General features: G+C 54.9%; 27 protein-coding genes and 3 pseudogenes. 17 read left to right on the top strand and 13 right to left on the bottom strand.

Translation table 11 applies throughout. The features are described 5' to 3' along the window. Nucleotides 1-52: 52 nt before the first annotated feature. Both ACFQDL_RS23210 and ACFQDL_RS23205 read right to left on the bottom strand, forming a co-directional pair. Nucleotides 53-1,063 carry a Bug family tripartite tricarboxylate transporter substrate binding protein gene (locus tag ACFQDL_RS23210; RefSeq protein WP_379911078.1) on the bottom strand — a complete coding sequence of 337 codons (1,011 nt, stop codon included), beginning with the start codon at nucleotides 1,061-1,063 and terminating at the stop codon, nucleotides 53-55. A 276-nt stretch (nucleotides 1,064-1,339) separates the two neighbouring features. Then, nucleotides 1,340-1,550, bottom strand: a pseudogene (locus tag ACFQDL_RS23205) (IS66 family transposase); the annotation flags it as partial. Between the two features lie 437 nt (nucleotides 1,551-1,987). On the opposite strand from ACFQDL_RS23205, the gene ACFQDL_RS23200 reads away from it, so the two are divergent. Continuing rightward, the gene (locus tag ACFQDL_RS23200; protein ID WP_379911077.1) at nucleotides 1,988-2,221 is read left to right on the top strand and encodes a LysR family transcriptional regulator; all 234 of its coding nucleotides are present in this window, start codon (nucleotides 1,988-1,990) and stop codon (nucleotides 2,219-2,221) included. Then, nucleotides 2,221-2,868, top strand: coding sequence for a LysR substrate-binding domain-containing protein (locus ACFQDL_RS23195; RefSeq protein WP_379911076.1), 648 nt, complete (start codon nucleotides 2,221-2,223; stop codon nucleotides 2,866-2,868). Before ACFQDL_RS23200 ends, ACFQDL_RS23195 begins: the two co-directional genes overlap by 1 nt. A 381-nt stretch (nucleotides 2,869-3,249) precedes the next feature. Here the strand turns inward: ACFQDL_RS23195 and ACFQDL_RS23190 are convergent, their stop codons facing one another. Further along, a complete protein-coding gene (locus ACFQDL_RS23190) occupies nucleotides 3,250-3,306 on the bottom strand; it encodes a hypothetical protein (protein ID WP_379913280.1) in 57 nt (18 codons plus the stop codon). After that, entirely contained in the window at nucleotides 3,303-3,473 is a 171-nt protein-coding gene (locus ACFQDL_RS23185) for a helix-turn-helix domain-containing protein (RefSeq protein ID WP_379911075.1), read from the bottom strand. Before ACFQDL_RS23185 ends, ACFQDL_RS23190 begins: the two co-directional genes overlap by 4 nt. An 898-nt stretch (nucleotides 3,474-4,371) precedes the next feature. On the opposite strand from ACFQDL_RS23185, the gene ACFQDL_RS23180 reads away from it, so the two are divergent. From ACFQDL_RS23180 to ACFQDL_RS23155, 6 genes and pseudogenes are all read left to right on the top strand, one after another. After that, nucleotides 4,372-5,808 carry an NAD-dependent succinate-semialdehyde dehydrogenase gene (locus ACFQDL_RS23180; RefSeq protein ID WP_379911074.1) on the top strand — a complete coding sequence of 479 codons (1,437 nt, stop codon included), beginning with the start codon at nucleotides 4,372-4,374 and terminating at the stop codon, nucleotides 5,806-5,808. A 139-nt stretch (nucleotides 5,809-5,947) separates the two neighbouring features. Further along, nucleotides 5,948-6,964: a TRAP transporter substrate-binding protein gene (locus ACFQDL_RS23175; RefSeq protein WP_379911073.1), complete on the top strand. Its 1,017-nt coding sequence runs from the start codon at nucleotides 5,948-5,950 to the stop codon at nucleotides 6,962-6,964. A gap of 246 nt (nucleotides 6,965-7,210) precedes the next feature. Next, nucleotides 7,211-7,732 carry a TRAP transporter small permease gene (locus ACFQDL_RS23170; protein WP_379911072.1) on the top strand — a complete coding sequence of 174 codons (522 nt, stop codon included), beginning with the start codon at nucleotides 7,211-7,213 and terminating at the stop codon, nucleotides 7,730-7,732. A gap of 53 nt (nucleotides 7,733-7,785) precedes the next feature. Further along, on the top strand, nucleotides 7,786-9,075 hold the full coding sequence (locus ACFQDL_RS23165) for a TRAP transporter large permease (protein WP_379911071.1): 1,290 nt from the start codon (nucleotides 7,786-7,788) through the stop codon (nucleotides 9,073-9,075). Between the two features lie 103 nt (nucleotides 9,076-9,178). Then, nucleotides 9,179-9,693: pseudogene (locus tag ACFQDL_RS23160) on the top strand (NAD(P)-binding domain-containing protein). Further along, on the top strand, nucleotides 9,636-10,058 hold the full coding sequence (locus ACFQDL_RS23155; protein WP_379911070.1) for an NAD-binding protein: 423 nt from the start codon (nucleotides 9,636-9,638) through the stop codon (nucleotides 10,056-10,058). The pseudogene ACFQDL_RS23160 and the gene ACFQDL_RS23155 overlap by 58 nt, the downstream one beginning before the upstream one ends. 431 nt (nucleotides 10,059-10,489) lie before the next feature. On the opposite strand, the gene secF is transcribed toward ACFQDL_RS23155, so the two are convergent. From secF to ACFQDL_RS23115, 8 genes are all read right to left on the bottom strand, one after another. Then, on the bottom strand, nucleotides 10,490-11,227 hold the full coding sequence (gene secF / locus ACFQDL_RS23150) for a protein translocase subunit SecF (protein ID WP_379913279.1): 738 nt from the start codon (nucleotides 11,225-11,227) through the stop codon (nucleotides 10,490-10,492). Between the two features lie 38 nt (nucleotides 11,228-11,265). Continuing rightward, nucleotides 11,266-11,325, bottom strand: a complete 60-nt coding sequence (locus tag ACFQDL_RS23145; protein WP_379913278.1) for a hypothetical protein — start codon at nucleotides 11,323-11,325, stop codon at nucleotides 11,266-11,268. A 66-nt stretch (nucleotides 11,326-11,391) separates the two neighbouring features. Further along, entirely contained in the window at nucleotides 11,392-11,586 is a 195-nt protein-coding gene (locus ACFQDL_RS23140; protein WP_379911069.1) for a hypothetical protein, read from the bottom strand. Between the two features lie 155 nt (nucleotides 11,587-11,741). After that, nucleotides 11,742-12,020, bottom strand: coding sequence for a type II toxin-antitoxin system RelE/ParE family toxin (locus ACFQDL_RS23135; RefSeq protein WP_379911068.1), 279 nt, complete (start codon nucleotides 12,018-12,020; stop codon nucleotides 11,742-11,744). Further along, the gene (locus ACFQDL_RS23130) at nucleotides 12,020-12,298 is read right to left on the bottom strand and encodes a CopG family ribbon-helix-helix protein (protein WP_379911067.1); all 279 of its coding nucleotides are present in this window, start codon (nucleotides 12,296-12,298) and stop codon (nucleotides 12,020-12,022) included. The genes ACFQDL_RS23135 and ACFQDL_RS23130 overlap by 1 nt, the downstream gene beginning before the upstream one ends. Before the next feature lie 390 nt (nucleotides 12,299-12,688). Continuing rightward, nucleotides 12,689-13,504 carry a DODA-type extradiol aromatic ring-opening family dioxygenase gene (locus tag ACFQDL_RS23125; protein WP_379911066.1) on the bottom strand — a complete coding sequence of 272 codons (816 nt, stop codon included), beginning with the start codon at nucleotides 13,502-13,504 and terminating at the stop codon, nucleotides 12,689-12,691. Between the two features lie 45 nt (nucleotides 13,505-13,549). Next, complete coding sequence (locus ACFQDL_RS23120; RefSeq protein WP_379911065.1) at nucleotides 13,550-14,497, bottom strand: glutathione S-transferase family protein; 948 nt, start codon at nucleotides 14,495-14,497, stop codon at nucleotides 13,550-13,552. Nucleotides 14,498-14,570: 73 nt separating this feature from the next. Then, nucleotides 14,571-15,062, bottom strand: a complete 492-nt coding sequence (locus ACFQDL_RS23115) for a DoxX family protein (protein WP_379911064.1) — start codon at nucleotides 15,060-15,062, stop codon at nucleotides 14,571-14,573. A gap of 163 nt (nucleotides 15,063-15,225) precedes the next feature. On the opposite strand from ACFQDL_RS23115, the gene ACFQDL_RS23110 reads away from it, so the two are divergent. The 9 genes and pseudogenes from ACFQDL_RS23110 to ACFQDL_RS23070 all read left to right on the top strand — a co-directional run bounded on the left by ACFQDL_RS23110 (nucleotide 15,226) and on the right by ACFQDL_RS23070 (nucleotide 19,423). After that, the gene (locus ACFQDL_RS23110; RefSeq protein WP_379911063.1) at nucleotides 15,226-16,161 is read left to right on the top strand and encodes a LysR family transcriptional regulator; all 936 of its coding nucleotides are present in this window, start codon (nucleotides 15,226-15,228) and stop codon (nucleotides 16,159-16,161) included. Nucleotides 16,162-16,618: 457 nt separating this feature from the next. Beyond that, nucleotides 16,619-17,065: a helix-turn-helix domain-containing protein gene (locus ACFQDL_RS23105; RefSeq protein WP_379911062.1), complete on the top strand. Its 447-nt coding sequence runs from the start codon at nucleotides 16,619-16,621 to the stop codon at nucleotides 17,063-17,065. Continuing rightward, nucleotides 17,029-17,415, top strand: a pseudogene (locus ACFQDL_RS23100) (IS3 family transposase); the annotation flags it as partial. The gene ACFQDL_RS23105 and the pseudogene ACFQDL_RS23100, both read left to right, overlap by 37 nt. Then, nucleotides 17,387-17,650: a hypothetical protein gene (locus tag ACFQDL_RS23095; RefSeq protein WP_379911061.1), complete on the top strand. Its 264-nt coding sequence runs from the start codon at nucleotides 17,387-17,389 to the stop codon at nucleotides 17,648-17,650. The pseudogene ACFQDL_RS23100 and the gene ACFQDL_RS23095, both read left to right, overlap by 29 nt. A gap of 63 nt (nucleotides 17,651-17,713) precedes the next feature. Beyond that, on the top strand, nucleotides 17,714-18,025 hold the full coding sequence (locus ACFQDL_RS23090) for a hypothetical protein (protein ID WP_379911060.1): 312 nt from the start codon (nucleotides 17,714-17,716) through the stop codon (nucleotides 18,023-18,025). Continuing rightward, nucleotides 17,911-18,300, top strand: coding sequence for a ferritin-like domain-containing protein (locus tag ACFQDL_RS23085; protein ID WP_379913277.1), 390 nt, complete (start codon nucleotides 17,911-17,913; stop codon nucleotides 18,298-18,300). The genes ACFQDL_RS23090 and ACFQDL_RS23085 overlap by 115 nt, the downstream gene beginning before the upstream one ends. A 9-nt stretch (nucleotides 18,301-18,309) precedes the next feature. After that, nucleotides 18,310-18,711, top strand: a complete 402-nt coding sequence (locus ACFQDL_RS23080; RefSeq protein WP_379911059.1) for a c-type cytochrome — start codon at nucleotides 18,310-18,312, stop codon at nucleotides 18,709-18,711. 17 nt (nucleotides 18,712-18,728) lie between these two features. Beyond that, on the top strand, nucleotides 18,729-19,166 hold the full coding sequence (locus ACFQDL_RS23075) for a sigma-70 family RNA polymerase sigma factor (protein ID WP_379911058.1): 438 nt from the start codon (nucleotides 18,729-18,731) through the stop codon (nucleotides 19,164-19,166). Nucleotides 19,167-19,183: 17 nt separating this feature from the next. Next, complete coding sequence (locus tag ACFQDL_RS23070) at nucleotides 19,184-19,423, top strand: hypothetical protein (protein ID WP_379911057.1); 240 nt, start codon at nucleotides 19,184-19,186, stop codon at nucleotides 19,421-19,423. Nucleotides 19,424-19,452: 29 nt separating this feature from the next. Here ACFQDL_RS23070 and ACFQDL_RS23065 read toward each other — a convergent pair whose 3' ends face one another. Then, complete coding sequence (locus ACFQDL_RS23065) at nucleotides 19,453-21,030, bottom strand: DUF427 domain-containing protein (RefSeq protein ID WP_379911056.1); 1,578 nt, start codon at nucleotides 21,028-21,030, stop codon at nucleotides 19,453-19,455. Between the last annotated feature and the right edge of the window lie 63 nt (nucleotides 21,031-21,093).

Below are 21,093 nucleotides of genomic sequence, written 5' to 3'. Positions count from 1 at the left end.
TAGCGTTAAATAATACGCGCCTATTTCGGCGCGCACATAATACAAACAGCTATTAATTTACTTGCATACCCAGCTTATCTACCAATCTTTTGAAGATACTGTACTGTTCGTTAATAAAATCTTCCGACTCCTTTGGCCCCATATTGACTATAACAGAGCCAAGCTTCTCCATATTACCAACGAACTCCGGATTTCGAGTCGCCGCGCCTAACCATTTTTCCCAGGACTCTACAGCCTCCATATCCATATCTTTCGGGCCCGCGATACCCGTCCAGCCCAGCAGCTTCTCCAGTTCAGGATGACTCAACTCAGAGGCAGTGGGAGCATCTATTCCGTTGATGCGCTCCTTGGTCGTCACCATAAGCGGGGTCATCTGGCCATTATTGATGAAGCCTGCCAAGGTCGATGAATTATCACAGATAAAAGTTGCTGTACCGTTGAGTACCGCCGTGGCTGCTTCGCCGCCACCACGCATCGGCAGATGAATGGCCGTTTCCAGCGGTTTCTCTACGCCGAAGGCGTCCAGTATCATGACTGCAGACAACTGCAGAAATGAGCCTACCCCTGAGGAGCTATAACTTACAGTTCCAGGACTGGATTGCACCTTGCCCACCAGCTGCTCCATCGAATCGATTCCACTGTCACTGTTAGTTGCACAGACAATTGGATTTATTTCGTACACACCGACAAATTTGAAATCTGACAACACATAGGGAAGATTGCTCTTCATGGCCGGACTTACGGTATGGGAGCCAACACGAGCAGCCAGCACCGTATAACCATCACCTTTGGCATGCGCAACACTGGCCGAACCTGTAGCACCGCCTGCACCGGTGCGATTCACCAGCACCAGCGGCTTGGCGACTTCATCAGCAAGGGACTGTGCCAAGGCACGTGCCGAAATATCGGTAGCACCACCAGTACCGTACGGAATCACCAACGATATGGGGCGCTTCGGATACTCAGCCATTGCCTGAGCGGAAAACATAAGACCTGCGCTTAGACACAGACCCGCTTTGATTGCCTTGTAAATGTTCTTGGATGATTTGGTATTTTTAATCATTATTATTTTCCTTCAAGAAGTAACCTTACCCCCTCCCCAGTCAGGGGATGAGGTTTTATCAAAGGCCAAAATAGCGCTGATCCAGTTTCAACATCCCCCTATCGAGAAGCAGTGGCGACTACCTTGGCACAACCTCATAGCAGACATTACCATCAGGATTTCTAATTACAAGCTATAATTAGTTAACGACTTCTTAAAATCTAATTAAGTTAATTCTTGATGTTAATAGATCCAAAAGATGGAACAAAGTAAGCGATGTTGATTCGACACATTCCCCTAATCGTACCGCGCCAGATTTTTTAAAGGCGGCTCCAGCGCCACACTCCACGGCAGGAGCCGCTGTTTTTCCAGCATGTCCACCTCGCCGATCCAGTACAGGGTGAATGTGGGTCGAGGGTTCCAGTTGATTGGCTTTGGCCGTTTGGATCAGGGAGTAGCCGGTCGAGGTCCCACTGGCTCTGGCTCCCTGCGCGGTATAGGCGAGCAGGCCCGGCCCATGGGTATGGCGCGCAGCGCTCTCTCCAGATGATTGATCCAGCGGCACCGCCGGCTCCTCCTTGATCACCCGCAGCTTGTGCTCACGGGCATGCACGCTGTTCAGGGCCTTTATCAGCGAATTCGACGGCTGCGGGGTGCGCGGGATCGGGTCATGGAGCGGCCTCCCTGATAAAAGTGAGGCCAGCTTATCGCGGGAACACCGGGTGCGGCGAAATGCCCTGGAATGAACGTTACGAGTGAGATGAAGCTTCTCGGTAGCAGCAACCCAGAGCGAACATCGAGGTCTGACGGCTGGCTCTGCAACCGCATGAACTTAAGGTTTAGTAATATTAACAACACAATATTACACCTTTGTAAAATTTTTCTAATACTGATATCCATGCTACCGTAGCATCAAGACCCCCAGGCCATGTCAGGTAGCAGACAATGTCGATTCGCCACCTCAAGACCCTCGTTGCCATTGCTGACAAGGGCTCCTTTGTAGAAGCAGCAGACGCTATGTTTATTACACAAGCCGCAGTCAGCATGCAGATGAAGGCGCTTGAAGATGAACTCAATATGACACTGTTCGACCGGACACGCCGCCCGCCTACCCTGAACGAAGCGGGGATGTCCATCGTCCCCAAAGCCAGGAAGTCGTTCGAAACTATGAACAACTGATGGAAACTTCGGCCATCTTTGACGAGTTGTCGGGGCAGCTTTCCCTTGGTTCGGTGCCCACCATGTTAACCGGCGTGTTGCCAACGGCGCTGGCGAGACTTCGCCACTCTCTGCCACAACTGCACATAGCGGTCTCCAGCGGCCTGTCCAGTTCATTAATCGCACAGGTAGATAGAGGCGCCATTGACGCTGCCATCATCAGCGAGCCCCCCACTGAACGCCCGGGTCTCAGGTGGACAGCCTTTGGCATAGAACCCCTGATCGTTATCGCTCCCATCGATTCACCCAATGACCCTCCCGAAGTATTGCTGCAAACCCACCCTTTTATCCGCTTCAGCAAGAATGCATGGGTCGGCCAGTTAATCGACGAGCATTTGAAAAACATGGGTATCGTCGTCAACGACACTATGGAACTGAACACCCTTGAAGCGATTTCCACAATGGTCTATCACGGCTTGGGCGTCTCCGTTATTCCGCAACGCAATATCCAGTACCCGGGCGCGCTCCCCCTGAAACGCCTGTCCTTTACCCGCAAAGCGCCTCATCGTGTTCTGGGCCTTATCGAAAAGGAGGGCAGCGCCAAGTCGCACCTGACCAAGGAACTCATCACTGAACTGGCTGAGACAATGCGAAAGAAGCACTGGTGATATTGACGGATAAATACATCCGTCATGCTGCATACGTTAGGTGAGCTGCCTTGCAGTTACCTTGCACCCGTTCCGGTCGACATTGCAGCTTGCGCATCAACACCTTGCCGGGCGTGTACTCGATCAACGACCGCAAGAACTTGATCAACACCGTTGCCGTCACACAGGACCCCGCCGTGTCAGGATGAACCGCAGGGTGACTTGGTTGGTGATCGCCGAAATCATGTTCATCGACATGCTCTTGTCGGGTAGCGGCTTGACCGGTGTTTAGCCGGCCGGGGCAAAGCTGTGTTCATGTTGTATCGTGTTACGGCTACCGATTTCGTCGCTCCAGAAAACCTGGGCGTTTTCGGCTTCGGACCGCGACTGGATCTTCGGATACTACTCCTTCAGCCAGGCCTCCACCTGAGTGGGGTTCTGCTCCCAAGCCTTTTTCAACGGTTTCTGGGGCCTGAAGCCCTGCGCTTGAGGTAGTCACCCAGGATGCGGGTCGGTATCTCGATGCCCCAGAACTGCTTAATCAGCTGGGCAATGAGTCGATGCGTCCAGAGCGCGAAACCGAGCCTGTACTGATCGGGCATATGATCGCGATTGACGTCGATCACGACCTGCTCCTGTACATCCGACAGACAGCGAGGTTCGTTCTTGGGACGGCGCTTCTGGGCTGCAATGCTTCCTTGCCGCCTGCCTCATACCGTCGGTACCAACGGTATCCGGGTGAACATGCGGCTATTGGCCGATATGACCGTCTGGTTAATAAATCGCAACGTCCGTTTGTAAAAGGTAACAAGAGATTTATTCAGATAAACTTAAGAAGATCTTCAATAAATTAAGACCAATATTAGTTAGATTGATGATAAGTTGCTCTTAGACTGCAAGGCAAAAGTCTGTATAGAGCACTGTTGTGAACGACGCCTTTGCTAGATCCCGGTAGGCAGAAGAATAAAATCAATGTCATACGGAAAAGAAGAATGAGAACCTTAGACATTTTTTCCTTCACAGCTAAAAAATGTTGCAAGAACGCACAGCCAATGGATGGTAGTGGCGCAGCCATGTCAACTCCTGCCATGGCTGACCACCCTGAACGCCCCATATCTCTGATCATCCCCTATAGCGTTGGTAGCGTCCGCGATACCTTGGCACGGCCACTGACTCGAAGCCTTTCCCCAGCAGCTCGAAGCCGATGGTCCCTGTCGATCGCACCGGGGCCGATGGTGCATGCGGAGCGGGATCCGTTTTCCACGCAAAGAGTAACGGTTGCGCCGGGCTGGCGACGCATCTGGGTTCCCATACGGCCGGTCCTGCGGTGAAAAGTGGTCTTCCCTATTACGGCGTGCTTCCTGATCAAGTCTCACCCGGAAGCGAAGCAAAACGAAACTGAACGCGTATTGGGCTCCGAACTACGGAGTCGTTCACTTTCGGTGAGGCCTTAGGTGAGTAGCTCCCATTTCTCTCTTTGTGATTTTCCAACTGGCACCGAATAATAGAAGGAAGCATAATTCAATGCCTAAATATGAAAGTCTTCTGTATATCAATGGTGAGTGGTGCTCCGCTGCTGACGGTGGCACCAGAGCTGTGATTAATCCGGCGACCGAAGAGGTCGTGGGATCGGTCGCACAAGCGACTGACAGCGATATCCAACGTGCTATCGATGCCGCACAGAGGGGTTTTGAGCACTGGCGAAGCGTTTCTCCCCAGGAACGCAAAAGCATCCTGAAGAGAGTGGCTGCACGGATTCTGGAACAACGCGAATCCTTGGCCGTCTCAATAACCCTCGAGCAAGGAAAGCCGCTCGAGGAGGCCCGCCTGGAGATCGACCGAACCGTCGATGCCTTTGAGTGGTGCGCAGAAGAGGCCACCCGCACCTACGGGCGGTTGTTGCCACAACGCAAAGCCGGAAGTCGGGAAATGGTTATTCGTGAGCCCATTGGGCCCGTTGCAGGCTTTTCGCCCTGGAACTTTCCTGCTGCCATGGCGGCACGAAAAATCGCCGCGGCACTCGGCGCAGGGTGTTCGATGGTGATCAAGCCGTCCGAAGAGGCACCGGCGATCTGTGCCGGTCTGGTGCAAGCCTGTCATGATGCTGGCGTACCGCCAGGGGTGATCAACCTGCTGTTAGGCCCCTCCGATAAAATTTCAACCCGGCTTATCGAATCATCGGTTATCAAGAAAATCTCCCTCACCGGGTCAGTGCCCGTGGGTCGGAAAGTGAGCAGTCTGGCGGGTCAATTTTTAAAGCCCGTCACTATGGAGCTGGGCGGACACGCGCCGGTGATCATATTTGATGACGCTGATGTCGAAAAAGCAGCGGCCATGACCGCTGCGTTCAAATTCCGCAACGCAGGTCAAGTCTGCCTCGGAGTCAGCCGCGTTTTTGTACAGCAGAACGTTTATGAGCAATTTCTGGATTGCTTCCTGGCGCATGTCAGCCGATTAAAGCTTGGCAACGGGATGGACCCCGACGTGACCATGGGGCCGCTTGCCAATCAACGTCGACTCGATGCCATGGAGGCGATGGTTGCCGATGCCAAGGCTCGAGGCGCAACAGTCAGGTATGGTGGCAAGCGATGGGGCGATCAGGGCTATTTCTGGGAGCCCACCGTCATTACCGATATAGGGGACGATGCGTTGCTGATGCGCGAAGAGCCTTTCGGACCGGTGGTTCCGGTCGTCTCCTTCGTCAACTTTGAAGAAGTGATTGAGCGGGCCAATCAACTGCCGCTGGGACTTGCAGGATACGCCTTTACCCGCTCTCTGGTACGGTCGACCGCAATTGTCGATGCTTTAGAGGCTGGTTGGCTCGGCGTTAATAACTTTTCGCCAGCGCTATCGGAAGCGCCCTTTGGCGGTATGAAAGATAGTGGTATCGGTTATGAAGGTGGTCCTGAAGGATTCGCATCCTATACACAAATTAAGTTTGTAAGCCAGGATAGCCTGTAGCAGGCGATAGCGCTTCTAGGTACATAGTTAAAAGAGGCGGAGGTGCTATATGTATGTTAAATGAAATCTGATGTACCGAAGCAATTAAAATTATACGAAATATATTTGATTAAAATTTTCAACATGCAGAGATGCTGATATGTTAAAAAAAATAACTTCAAGTATCGCCATTCTTGGCGTTTCCATTGCTTTCTCGTTCAATGCGAAAGCTACGTCTGAAGTCAACGTTCCTTATGTAAAAGAAACAGTAAAAACACTGAAGCTTGCTCATGGCTTACCAACTGGATCGCCCTATGACAAAGGTGCAGAACGTTTCTCAGAATTAGTTGAAATATATTCTAGAGGAGAAGTGAAAGTACAAATTTATCCTGGCGGTCAACTTGGAAACGAAGTCGATGTTGCCAAAGACGTTCAATTAGGAACCCTCGATCTCGGTTTAGTCGCAATTAACAACTCATCAAAATGGTATAAACCCCTAGATATTTTCATTATGCCATTTATTTTTCGTGACAGAGAACACGCTAACGCCGTTATCGAAGGACCTGTAGGAAAGGAACTTTTTGATAATTATCGAAAAGCTAGTGGCATGAGTATTGTATCGGTCTTTGAGTGGGGTGATAGAGCGATATTTAACAATAAGCGCGCGATCAATCACCCGGACGACTTGAAAGGGGTCAAAGTTCGAGTGCCAAAGAATAAGGTCATGATCGACACTTACAATGCATTTGGCGCAAATGCTACAGCGATTGCCTGGGGCGAGCTCTATAGCGCTTTGCAACAGGGCGTTGCGGATGGACTTGAGGGGCCTCCTCAGGGAATGATCGATATGAAATTTAACGACTTTCTAGACTATTACTCATACATCAACGTTTACTACGGTACATCCGTTGTCTTAATGAACGACAAGACACTGCAGGGTTTATCACCAGAAAATCAAGCAGCGATTATACGTGCCGGACAAGAAGCAGGTGTTTATCAACGCTGGCTATCGACTGTTTCACATCTGAGCGGTCTCTCTAAATTGAAAGATCTAGGTGTCAATGTAAACGTCGTTTCTGATCGTCAGGCCTTTGTCGATAAAGTACAACCTGTCTGGGACAAGTATCGCACCATTATTGGTGAAGAGTGGTTCGATAAAGTTTCTCAAGCAAAGTGATGTTATTACGCCCGGCCTTCAAGGGGGCGTAGCTTTATTAAATTACTGTTAATAACTGTATCATTTACACCTAAGGATTTTTAGGTTGATGACAAGGATATTGTGACGCCTCAGTAATTCTAGAAGAACTATCGAAAGGAAACATGTATGCGCGCCATTAATCTATAAGTATAGAGAGCGGCTAAATTTATAACACTTTTAATGATGCGGCCTTACAATAGTTTTTGGCATCTTACGAGGTTTGAAATGATTACATTTAACTTTATTGATCGCTGGCTTGAAAAAATAATTCTAGTACTACTAACCTCTACAATGGTTATTTGCCTAACGTACTCATCGTTCGTTAGATATTTCATTGAAAATCATTTTTTTACGAGCCTCACTCATAAAGCTGAAGAACTAGCGGTGTTTTGTTTTGTTTGGTTACTCTACTGGGGGGCAGTTCTGGCTACAAAAGAAAAATCTCATTTTAGGATTGACGCACATTTGAGTCTTCTTCCCAAAAGCCTACAGCGTTGGAAATATTTACCAGGAGATATTTGCTGGGCTGCATTCAATGTTTTTATTGTTTGGCAAGGCGTGGTTTTGGTGGAATCCGCCATTGAGAACCCTGAAAGCAGCCTTTCTCTTGAAATACCCATGGAGATTATCTACTCAATAATTCCTGTTACATTCTTCGTAATGACATTCCGACTTATTCAGAATTACGCCACCACCAATAAACAAGTCGCTTTAGATGACAGCCCCTTGAAAGAATGTAATACGTAAGACGATTTTCATAATTAGGCTTCTTGAAAGAATTAGTAAAATAGGTCGAAGCAATGGATGATTCATATATTGTGTTGACTCTTTTTGGGTCCCTAACTATTGCCCTTGCTCTTGGGATTCCGGTGGGCATTGCTCTCGGTATTGCTACAGCTCTAGGGCTTACGCTTACTTCAATCCCTTTGGTTTATATCACTCAAACCCTTTATACGGGTGTTGGAATGTTCCCGCTCATCGCAATTCCTGGCTTTGTACTAGCAGGGTTGCTTATGGAGCGATCGGGACTTACCCATCGGATCGTTAAAATAGTTACGCTTGCTGTTGGGAATGTGCCCGGCGGCCTTGCAGTAGTGACTATCATCTCATGTATGTTTTTTGCTTCTTTAACTGGCTCTGGCCCAGCTACGACTGCAGCGATTGGCGGCATTATGATACCAGCTATGATGAGGGCGGGATATTCCGTTTCATTTGCCGCTGCGGTAGCTGCTACAGGGGGCGCTCTCGGCATTTTAATACCGCCTTCAAACCCGATGATCATTTATGGTGTGATGGCAAACGTTTCCGTCGGCGGACTATTCATGGCCGGCGTATTGCCTGGAGTACTTTTAGCCACCGGGTTAGCTGGATATTGTGTTTTTGTCGGCCGCCGTCGCGGCCTGATGTCGTCGAGTGAACGATTTAGTTTAGCTCCTTTTATTAAAGCCTGTTGGGATGGAAAGGCTGCTCTTTTTATGCCAGTGGTGGTATTAGGCAGTATCTATGGCGGTTTCGCTACACCAACAGAAGCTTCTATGCTAGCGGTTGTCTATGCTGCTGCTTATGGCTTGTTAACACGCCAGTGCAGCTTCAAGAACCTGGCAGAATCAATGATCAAGGCAGGGAGCTTGACAGGAGCTATACTTATCATCATGGGGCCAGCCATGGCTTTCGGGAAACTAATTACTCTCTATAATATTCCGAGCCAAATATCGGATGTAATTACGTCTCTGACAAGCAGTCCCCTCTTGATTCTAATTATTATCGCCATGCTGCTGGTGTTTATCGGCACATTTATGGAGACCCTCAGCACGATAGTACTCTTAGTACCTGTTTTCCTCCCCGCTTTGTTAGCGCTTGGCGTAGATCCTGTGCACTTCGGCATTCTATTTGTGGTTTTATCGGAAGTTGGTTTTCTTACCCCGCCTCTTGGCGTTAATCTTTATGTCGCGTCGGCTATTTCAGGTCAAAGCATTGAGTCGGTGAGTAAAGCAGTATTACCATTCCTGATGATACTGCTGCTGTTCTGCGCGCTGCTCATTATTGTTCCTGATATTGCTACTATTGGTTATGGTTTAAGTTCGCGTTAATTGAAATTCAATCTTTACATTAGTTGAATATTATTCAAATTGATGCGTTGGATTTAGTTGTTTCCCTAGATTTTAAAAATTGGACAATTTTGGAGATTGAGATATGAAAAAGGTTGCGTTTATAGGTCTTGGTGCCATGGGGATTTCAATGGCACGCAACATTATAAAAGGTGGGCATACTGTTGTCGGCTATGATCGTGATGCGTCTCGCTTGAGTTTGCATATTGCAAACGGGGGTGTGGCTGCAGACTCTCCTGCTGAAGCCGCTCGGGGCGCGGACTTTGTTATTACGATGCTGCCTATTGGTTCGATTGTGAAGAGTGCGCTTTTCGACGAGGGGGAATTACAAAAACCCTATCGGATAACGCGCTCTTTATTGACATGTCAACTATTCATCCTCTGGAGTCAGATGCGCTACGAGATGAGCTCACACAGATCGGAATAACGATGATTGATGCACCTGTCGGTAGAACTTCTGTTGAAGCAGCAGAAGGAAAACTTATGATTTTGGCGGGGGAGACGCCGATTCACTGCAACGAGCAAAACCGATATTTGGTTGCATGGGGGATACCATCATCGACTGTGGTGGGGCCGGAAAAGGCATTAGAGTTAAAATAGTAAACAACTTCATGTCTACTGCACTCAATGCACTGACTGCGGAATGTCTGGCACTCTCTGACAAATTAGGGCTGGAAAGAGAGCTTTCCATCGAAGTGATGAGTGGTACTGCTGCAATTAAAAGTCACATGCTGACAACTTATCCCGCTAAAGTTTTTAAAAATGACCTTACGTCTGCTTTTGCGGTTGAGCTTGCTCACAAAGACCTTTTGATTTCTCTCGACTTGGCTGAGTCACTTGACGTCAAAATGGAAATGGGTCTAGCTGCAAGCGCTGTCTACAAGGAAGCAAAAGATAATGGACGTGGGAAGCAGGATTGGACTGCATTGTATGCGATGCGCTCACCGGACAGTCAATCAAAATAATGTGTAAGAGCGACACATAGAACGGTTTTCTTATCAACCAGGCGGCGAAATACATCCGACATGCTGCATACTTTATATGAACTGAGAAGCGGCTATAGTTTCCCGGACACACAGACGCAGGTATTAACCCGGCGGATTAATAGATGAAGCAGGGACGCTTCAGTATTGGCCACAGGCCAATGCGAGCGCCACGGAAACCAGCATGTCCGCGCACCTGCGCCCGTTTCCGTGGCGTGGCCGCTCATACGCATCCATGCGTACGCGGCATACAGTACGTCCTGTACATAATGTTCAAATAGGTAGGGGAACCTATTTGCACGCCAGGTTAATAAGATCACCTGCCCGTAAAGGTGACTGTCATGAGTCAGTAGAAAGCCACTCCTATACAGCTCAGTTTAAAGAGGCCGGTGGTCAAGCAGTCTGCCGCACCTTCAGGGTCGGTTATCCTCCTCGATAGACGCTTCGGGCAACAGCAGGTCCTCACGGCGGAAATCGAGGCGCAGAAGCAGATCGCTGGCGATGTAGATCGACGAATAGGTGTCGACCGAGATGCCGATCAGCAGCGCTGTGGCAAAACCATGAATCATCTCACCGCCGAAAAGAAAGAGCGCCACCACCACCAGCAAGGTGGTCAATGATGTCATCAGTGTACGACTCAGGGTCTCCGTCAGCGAGCGATTAATGATCTCGTAAGCATCATCCAGTCGCAGGCGTCGGAAATTCTCCCTGATCCTATCTGCCACCACCAGCGAGTCGTTGAGCGAGTAGCCGATTACCGCCAGGATCGCCGCCAAGACGGTCAGGTCGAACTCCCAGTGAAACAGAGATAAAGCCCCCAGTACGATGATGACATCATGGAACAACGCCACCAGGGCGCCGAGCGCAAACTTGAACTGGAAGCGAAAGGACACGTACAGCATGATGGCGCCGAGCGCGATCAGCACACCGAGTCCGCTACGCTCACGCAGGTCCTCGCCTACCTGCGCGCCAACGAACTCGATGCGCATCAGCGTGACCTTCAGACCACTGGCCTGCTGCAACAATTGCTGCACCTCTTCACCCACGCCGGGTCTGTAGCTGGTTGCCAGCCGGACCAACACCTCGTTCGCCGAGCCGAAGGACTGCACCAGGGCATTGTCAAAGCCTCCGCTTTCCAATGTCACGCGAATCCGATCCAGCGGTGCCGGTGCGCCGTAGCTTAACTCGATCAGGGTCCCCCCGTAAAATCCAGCCCAAGCTGCAGACCCGATATTGTCAACGACAGCACGGACAGCAGGACCAGATTCCCGATCACGCCACTGAGCGGATCCGGCCCTCGCAGCAGGACGCGGTTTCAGAATCGCCAGCCGTTGAAATTGGCCGCAAGATCTGCGTAGGAGAAAATTCCAGTGGTGAGGTAGCCGTAACGACCTTGCTCCTGCTCCCTTCCCAACGCCAGTGCCTGCTCCAGCGTGCCACCGCCCAATGCGGTCAGTTCGAAATACTGCCAGCCCTGAGCAAAGAAATGTCCGAGCTTGTCGAGGCCCACCAGATATCCTCCGTTCGGTGCCGCTGAAGACCTCGAACCGGCGATAAGGACTACCCTATGGTAATCCGGTCTAATACTCGGTTGAGTAGAAGCTAGGAGTGGGTATCACCCACTATAGTGTTAGCGGGACCGTCACTTTTTCATGACTCGAGAAGTTAGAAGCCGGCTTCTTTCTGGTGGCGGATGGCGAGCACCACGATGGTGTCGCCGTTGCTGCGGTACCGGGCCACATATCCGCTGTCGCCGTAGTCGATCAGCCAGTCCCGGTATTCTTCGGGGAGGTCGTCAACAGGTCGTCCGATGCGAGGGTGTTCGCCGAGCGCTTTGACACCCTGTATGATGGCTTTCGCGGCTCGCTCGGCCGCGTCCGGATTCTTCGGTCGCAGGAACTCGCGCAGCCGCTCCAGATCCTGGATCGCGGCCGGGGTGAACATCACTTGTGACATTTTGGTGCGGGCAGTTCGTTATCCGCTCCCCAACTGTCGAGCCATTTCTCCACCTCGTCAGCGGTCGCGTGCAGGCCAGTGGCCTGGAAGTCCTCCCAGGCTTTGAGCGTGTCCCGCCTGAAGGCCTCGCGCTGCTCCTCGCGCTCCACGTACTGCTCGATGGCTTCCCGCATGAGCCAGTGCGCCGAGCGCCGGCGTGAGTCAGCCAGGTGCTGAAGCCGCCCTTTTAATTCATCATCGAGTTTGATGGATGTTGGCGATGCCATGTTGGCCTCCGTAGTAAGAGGTAATACCAAATACTACTATAGGCCGATCCGGTCCCTCTGTCGATGACACAGACATCTGGCGCGAGGCTTCCAGATACCGGTCCCGGCAAATGCGGCCCCGAGCCAACACATCAATGACGTGCTGGTTGCTCTTAGGATGAGCGAGAGTCGGCTTCATACATCCGGATGGCTTGCTTGCGACTGTGCTGCTGAAGCTTTGAAATCAGCTTTCCTGCGTCAATTTTTGTCATGCCAGGTATTAAATATTTTTACCTATTTGCAGGCCGAGTTGATAAGGGAGGGTTACACGAGCAGCTGCGCTCTGACATTGCTCTGTAAAACGCTCAACTCCGGCTTTTTGTTTGATGGACGGGATTTGTTTTGCAGGGTTTATGGCCGTTGACGCGACCAGTAAAACATCCCGGATTGCTTGTTGAGTACCGATACGGACCAGTGGTCGTCACAGGCTCTCCCCGCGAGCCCGTAACAGACATGCAGTGGCAGCAGGTGTTCCTCTCTGGGATGGCAGAAACGGGCATGAGGCGCTTCCTGCCAGCGGCTGAAGCGGCGACTGCGTTCAGCTTCGTCAAGCGCCGGATTGGCGCAGGTTTCAAGCAACCAGTCCTCGAATGCCTGGTTTCTTGCGCGGATCTGCGGTGAATCCGGCGCAAAGAACGCCTGCATGTTGTGAAATGAAAAGCCGGAGCCGATCACCAGCAGATTATCGCAGTCCAGCCCCTGCAGGGCGCGGCCGACGCTCAGGTGCGCCTCGGCGTCCAGGTTGCTCATCAGTGACAGCTGCACACAGGGAATATCGGCATCCGGGTACATCAGTTTCAGCGGCACGAACATGCCGTGGTCAAACCCCCGCTGCTCATCCAGCTGTGCGGAAATCCCTGCGTCGTTCAATACCCGGAATACCTGCTGCGCCAGCTCCGGATCACCGGGGCACGGGTACTGGATCCGGTAGGATTCGGGCGGGAAACCGTAATAGTCGTAAATCAGACCGGGACTTGCGCCCGCGGTGATGGTCGGTACCCGCTCTTCCCAATGGGCGCTGATCAGCAGAATCGCAGAGGGTTTGCGCAGCCTGCCCGCGACCGCCTTCAGGCTTGCCACCATTTCCCGGTGGCCCGGGTCATCCAGCAGCGGCATAGGACCGCCGCCGTGCGAGAGAAAGAGGATATCGGTTCTGTTGCTGTTCATTGGTGTCCGTTCGAATACTGCTGTGGTTTGCCCGGATAAACCGAATCAGATTTCTTGCGGACCCGCCGGCACGATGCCGTTCGGATTCAGCGCCTTGATGGAGTAGTACCCGGCCTTGATATGGTTGAGGTTTACCGTTTCGGCAATGCCCTCCAGCGAAAGGATGCGTCGGGTATAGGCATGCAGGTTGGGCATTTCCCGCAGCGTGGTGCGATTGCATTTGAACAGCCCCTGGTAGGCGGCATCGAACCTGACCAGGGTCACGAACAGACGCACATCGGTTTCGGTCAGGCGTTCGCCAAACAGAAAGCGACGGCCATCCGCCAAGCGGTCTTCAAGCGCATCCAGGGTGGCAAATACCCTGTCAAAGGCTTCGTCGTAGGCCTGCTGTGTGGTGGCGAAACCGGCCTGGTATACGGCGTTGTTCAGATTGCTGTAGATCTGCTCGTTCAGATCGTCGATCTGCTCTGCCAGATCGGCCGGATACAGGTCCGGCCCGCGATCACCGAAGCCGGCAAAGGCACTGTTGAGCATGCGTACGATATCCGCCGATTCGTTGTTGACGATGGTCCGGGTCTCTTTGTCCCACAACACCGGCACCGTGGCGCGGCCGGAGATAGCCGGATCGGCGAGGGTGTACAGCTCGTGTACGTAGGCTGCACCATTCAACGGATCGCTGCCCGCCCCCGGGTAACCGCCAAAGCGCCACCCCTGATCGGTCAGTTGCGGATTCACGACCGTGACGCCGATCAGGTCGGTCAGTTGCTTCAACTGGCGTACCATCAGGGTACGGGACGCCCAGGGGCAGATATAGGCGACATAGAGGTGATAGCGATCTTTCTCGGCCCGGAAACCACCCGTTCCGGTGACCCCGGGTGAACCGTCAGCCGTGATCCAGTTACGAAATGTCGATGTCTGACGGATGAAGCGGCCCTGCGCGTCCTGTGCCTGAACCGGCTGCCAGTTCTCCTTCCAGACCCCATTGACCAGCATCGTCTTCTCCTCTGGAAACAAGAAAGACGCCCGGTCCGCGACCGGGCGGCGGGTGACGTTGTTACTCCCGATATCAGGCAGCCGCGTTGCGGGCCGTTGAACCCTGCCCCTGAACGGCACCGGTAAACTGCGCCAGCAACAGATTATCGATCGCGAACCGGCCCGCGCCCTGAATCGACAGCGCCAGCGTAATGGCAAACAGGCTCAGCGCGTACTCGTAGCCGTTATTGGACATGAACAGGCCATTGCTGAAGTGCACACTGAAGATCGCCACCAGCATGGTGAAGGCCGACACGATCGCCGCCGGGCGGGTCAGCAGGCCCAACAGCAGCGCGATACCGCCGAAAAATTCTGCGCTGCCGGCCAGCAGCGCCATCAGATAGCCCGGCTCCAGGCCGATGCTCGCCATCCACTGTCCGGTGCCCTCGAGACCGTAGCCACCGAACCAGCCAAACAGCTTTTGCGCGCCATGGGCCATCAGAATCACCCCGGCCGGTATACGCAGGGCCAGCGCGGCGTAGCCACCGGTGGAACGGAACAGTGTGTTTGCAAAACGGGTATTCATCGGTCTTTCCTCGCGTGTCCGGAGTCTGGGTTCCCTGAGGCCTTGGCGTCAGGCGATGGAACTACTCTACTATCTACGATATAAAAGACTAAGACGTGATCTATTGCGTATTTATCAACATAACATTGATAATCTCAGTCAACTCTCGCTAAAGGTGACCCCGTTGGACCGTTTTGATGCCATGCGCGCGTTCGTCACGGTGGTGACGGAAGGCTCCTTTACCCGGGCGGCCGAGCGGCTCGACAAGTCGCCGCAGCTGATCAGCAAGTATGTCTCCCTACTGGAGCAACGCCTGGGCGTGCGCCTGCTCAATCGCACGACCCGCAAAGTCCGTCTCACCGAAGCGGGTACCCGCTACTTTCAGCGTGCGCAACCGTTACTGGACGAGATCGACAATCTGGAAAACCAGCTCGGCGATCTGCATGCGCAGGCGCAAGGCCAGCTGCGCATCAGCGCCCCCGTCTCCTTTGCCATGCATCATCTGGCGCCCCCAATCTGCGAATTCCAGCGAGACCACCCGGCGGTGAGCATCGACCTGCAACTGAACGACCGCAAGGTCGATATCGTCGAGGAGGGCTTCGATATCGCCCTGCGCATCGGCCACCTCAAAAGCTCGTCGCTGGTGGCCAAACGCATCGCCCCGGTGCGGCTGGTGATGTGCGCGTCTCCCGATTACCTGGCCCGGCACGGCACGCCGGTCCGTCCCGAACAGCTGAAACAGCATCGCTATCTGCGTTACAGCTTTATGGAAAACGACGCCAGCCTGGCGATGCACCAGTGGCTGCGGGTGGCGGGACGGGATTCAGGGGCTGATCTGGTCAGCAACAACGGCGACCTGCTCGTCCAGGCGGCGATAGCCGGCGCCGGCATCGCCCTACAGCCGACCTTTATCTCGGGTGCGGCCATTGCCAGCGGACAACTCAGGGTGATTATGCCGGAATACGAACCCGAACCGATGGGACTTTACGCCGTCTATGCCCACCGACATTTACTGCCCAGCAAGGTGCGAACTTTCGTCGACTTCCTGGACGGCTATTTTGGCGATCCGCCGTACTGGGATGCGTTCGATCCCGGGGTTTCGCGGCAGAGCGAGACGTGATGGGTCGATTCGGCCACGGCGCCGATCCAAATCGGTCGGCATAAGTTCCCCAACAGCCAGTGCCGCCCTAAGGACACTGGCCCTTACCCGCTCTCCCTATGGCTGGCCATTGCCGAGAGATTTCAGCTACTACTCTATATTTATCGGCACACTGCCGTTGTAACGATATAGCGGACCGGACAGTAATAACAGCATGGCGCCGCTTTCTTGTTCAAAGATTGTGATCAGCACAGGGCGACTGGATGGATCCGCCCCAGATCCGGCTGATTATTTGCTCCTGAATTTTTTAAATATGCTCCGCCCACGGTCAAGCTCAAATTGCAGCAAAAGACGGCATCTTTTCGGTACAAAAAATAGGTTCTTCGCAGATTAGCGGGAAAGTGAGGAGTGCGGCGGCGAGAAGGGGTATGGTTGTGTTCGGCAAAACATATCCAACTACCCGACCGCCGCTGACGTCATGGATGCTAGTCTGCTTGACCTCTTCTGGGAAGGCTTTGAGCTGGAAAGCTACGAAATTTCCGACGCCAAGACCCTGACTATCCGCCTTCAACCTTGCCCCTCGCAACTGCCCTTCTGTAGTGACTGTGGGCAAGCCACGCTGCTGGTTCACGATGTCAGCCGACGGCGCGTGCGTGAGCGCGATCTGTTCCACTATCGGGTCTGGCTGGATGTGCCAGTGCGCCGCGTTCGCTGTGCTGACTGCGGCATCCGACGTGAACAGATACGTTGGCTTTCAGGGCGTCGGCGGCTCACGCAGTCCTTGGTCAATTACGTAGAAGCCCTGGTTTCGCTGATGCCGGTGAAGCAGGTAGCAGAGCTACTCGGATTACATTGGCATACGGTCAAGGCAATCGATAATCAGCGGTTTGGTCAATGGGTAGCCGCATGCCGGCGTCTCTGGTGAATGATGCCCTGAGTATGGCGATCTGGAAACAGCGACCAGCCGCCGGACTATTGGTCCATAGCGACCGGGGCAGCCAGTATGCTTCGGATAGCTTCCAGCGGCTGCTCAAGCAGCATGACTTCCGGTGTAGCATGAGCCGGAAGGGAAATTGTTGGGATGCCCCATCAGAGAGCCTCTTTCACCCCCTGAAGACCGAGCTGATCTATCACGAGGACTTCGAGACACGGGAAGAAGCGAAGCAGGCCATCTTCGAGTATATCGAGGTGTTTTATAACCGGGTGCGGCTTCACTCCAGCAACGACTACATGAGTCCGGTGGACTATGAATCAGAGCTACGAGCCGCCGCATAAAAAAGTGTCCGGAAAACTGTTGCCAGATCATTACGACGGACAGCATATTTGCGTCCCCTCGAAACGCACGAACAGTGTCTTCGCGTATGGCGCCTTTAGCGGCATCGCGCTGGATACGTCCAAGAATTCCGGCTTATCAGAGCGCAACCGCAGGCGGCGGGCAAATGACTATCTCGCGCACCGGCATGCAAAAAAGTCAGGGGCCGACAGCGAATACGGATCGCGCCGCCTGTAACCTTTTGCCGCCTGCCTGCATCTAGGGGTTAAACAAAGCGTTACACCCAGCAGGAGAGGAACCATGAAAACAGTCGAGACCTACCTCAACGCGCAACGTCGCGGCCTTCTTGTCCGGGGCGCCGGCCTGACGTTATCGGCGGCAGCCGTCGCCATGCTGGCCGGGTGCAGCCCGAGCCGGGCCCGCGCCGGTACTGGCGACTATAGTGATGACAGCAGGACGCAGGACCTCAACATCCTGAATACCGCCCTCAGGGCCGAATTCGAGGCGGTAGCCGCCTACCAGCTCGGGGCCGACAGTGGCTTGCTGACCCGGGCCATGCTGCCGGTAGCGGTGCAGTTCCAGGGCACCACCGTGAACATGCCGATCTGCTGAGCCAGACCATCCGCACGCTCGGCGGAGAGCCGGCCAAACCGCAGGCACAGTACCGGTTTCCGGTCGAAACGCTCGATAGCGAGCAGGACGTGCTGACCTTCGCCGCCGGACTCGAACGCGGCGCCGTGAGCGCCTATGCCGGGGCCATCCCGCTGTTCGCGAATTCGGACCTGGCGGGCGCCGCGGCCAGCATCCTGGCGGACGAGGCCATGCACTGGGCGGTGCTGCGACACAGCCTCGGGCTGGACCCGGTGCCCGGCGCCTTCTTTTCCTGAGGGGCGGCCATGATGCATTTGCTTCGACAGGCCGTGCTGCCTCTGGCCATGTTCGCCGGCCCGCTCTGGGCCGGCGGGCTGACGCCGTCCGAACGGCAGGCGGGCGCCGAGCTGTATCAGCGCTGCCAGGGCTGCCACGCTCTGGCTTACGACCGCACAGGTCCCCGGCACTGCGGGCTGTTCGGCAGACGCGCCGGCAGCGTCGAGGGGTACGGGTACTCGCAGGCCATGCGCGATGCAAACATCGTCTGGAGCCGCCAGACGCTGGACCGCTTTCTCGCCGGCCCGCTCAAGATGATTCCCGGCACGACCATGGGATACGCCGGCATCGCAGAGCCTTCGCAGCGGGCCTTGCTGATCGGATACCTCGAATGGGCCTCGACCTCGGCAACCCTGTGCCCGAATCAGTGAGCCGGACAGGAGTGAAAATGAACGGAACGACACCGACCGACGCGAATATCGCACCACCCGTCCCGGATTGGGTACTGGTGGCGCGCGTGCTCGATGGCGAGCGCGGCGCGTTCGAAGGGATCATGCGCCGCTACAACCAGCGCATCTACCGCCTGGTGCGCAGCATCCTGCACCAGGAACAGGACGTGCTGGACACGATGCAGGACGCCTACATCAAGGGCTTTCGCCGGCTGCATCAATTCAAGGGGCCCGGCGGCCTTGGCGCCTGGCTCTGCACTATCGCCAGGAACGAGGCGCTGGCGCGTCTGCGCAAGATCCAGCCCGTCGCGGCACAGGAGTATATCGACATGGCCGAGCAGCCCGACCACTACCAGGTTTTTTGCAGCCCCTCGACCAGGCTTCGCAGCAGCAACTGCGCGCTCTGCTCGAACGGGCCGTCGATCAGCTGCCGTTGATCTACAGGGAAGTGTTCATGATGCGGGCTGTCCAGCAGTTGGATACCCGGGATACGGCCCGCATGCTCGGCATAGACGAACAGCTGGTCAAGACCCGATACCTCAGAGGAAAACGCCTGCTGCGGACCCTGCTCGACGTCCATATAGAGGGGGCCGGCCTGCATCTGCACGAGTTCGCCGGCCAGCGCTGCGACGCAATGGTATCCCGGATCCTGAACCGCCTGGCTGAGGACGAACCCGGGACGCCGGGCAGTTAGGCCCCGAAGGCGCGTTCGGATGGCCCGCCTCATCCCGGCCCGGCATCCGCGAGGGTGAAAAGCTCCTGTGAGCCCTCCACACCGCGAAGCCTGTGACGCCCCAGCGACCGCAGCGGCTGCCGGCAGCTAGCCGCGAATGCCTGCGACAGCAGGATGCGCTGCCCCAGTTGCCGGCACATCCCCTCCAGGCGCGAAGCCTCGTTGGCCGCCGCGCCGATAACGGTGAAGTCCAGGCGTCGCGCCGTGCCGATATTGCCGTAGGTGAATTCGCCCCGGTGCAGCGCGATGCCGTAGCCAACCGCGGGGTCGCCCATGGCCCGCCGCTGCCGATTGAGCGCCGCCATCCGGGTTCGGGCATCACGGACCGCGGCCAGCGCCCGCTCGGCGGCGGCGGGGCAAGGCTCGTTCGGCTCTTCGATCGGGAATATCGCAACCACCGCGTCCCCGACGAATTTCAGTACCTCGCCCCCCTGCTCCATGACCGCGCCGGCCATGCAGTCGAAGAAGGCGTTCAACAGCTCCAGATAACGTACCCGGGGCATCGATTCGCTGATCGAGGTCGAGTCCCGCAGATCGGAAAACCATACCACGGCATGGATGTCTTCGCTGTCGCCACGCCTGATCAGGCCCCCGAGCACGCGCGGGCCGGTGTAGCCGCCGAGGTAGGTCTCCAGCAACACCTGGGCGGTGCGCTTGAGCGCCTGAACCTCGAACAGCCTCGACAGCAGCGGCAGGATCTCGTGGATATGGCCGAGCTCGCTGGTGGTGAAACCGCCACGACGGTCCGACACCAGGGTAATGATATTGATCTGACCGTCGGAGAACAGCAGCGGCATCGCCACATAATCCGTGGCACCGGCGTCGCGCAATTCCCGCAACACTGGAAAGTCGAGCTGGCAATCCTCTCCCTCGAGCCGGCGCCTCACGCCGCCCACGCCCTGCAGTATCGGGGCGTAGGGGCTATCCAGATACTCCGACCGCAGCAGCAGATCGTGGGACTGCTGGATCTCGCGGACGCCTGCCCGATCCCGCTGCCACTGGTAGCTGACCGCGAACAGCTGCGGATGCAGTGTCCTGATCAGCAGGCCGAACCGCTGCAGCGGCAACTTCCCGTCGACCAGCCGGCCGGCGAAGGACTCGACGAGCTGGCCCGCTTCGTACGCCTGCCAGGCATCGCGCAGCAGCCAGCCCAGGTAGGGATTGGCCGTACGGTCCGAAACGGCCGGTTCGGCCTGGCGCTGGCCATTCCGGTACCAGGCATCCATGCGTCCCCAGTAAAAGGCGATGTAGTTCCTGACCTGCGCCGCTTCGTCATAAGGGTCCTCATAGCTCCATACAGCGTTTTCGGCGCACTTTCCGGCGACCTCGAGGGTCCAGTAACTGGCGTTGCCCTTGAACGGGCAGTGAGTATGGTGCTCCGACGGCCGCAGCCAGTCCATGTGGACATCTTCGCGCGGGAAATAGTAGGTCGCAGGCAGGCCGGTTTCCCGCAGCACCATCACCCGGCTGCTGTCGGCGACGAGCCGACCATTGAATTCGACGCTGATGCGCGCGTCACAGGGTTCAAAACAGATCTGGTAGGCACCGTAGCCGCTTGCCGTCGTCATCGTTCAATCCTCCGGGCCGGTACCTGAAGATTAGTCGAACGGCGGTTGCTGTCCTCATGTACA

It is taken from the genome of Marinobacterium aestuariivivens (assembly GCF_042661465.1).
GTDB classification, from domain to species: Bacteria; Pseudomonadota; Gammaproteobacteria; order Pseudomonadales; family Balneatricaceae; genus Marinobacterium_A; species Marinobacterium_A aestuariivivens.
This window is presented reverse-complemented; position numbering and strand designations above follow the sequence as displayed.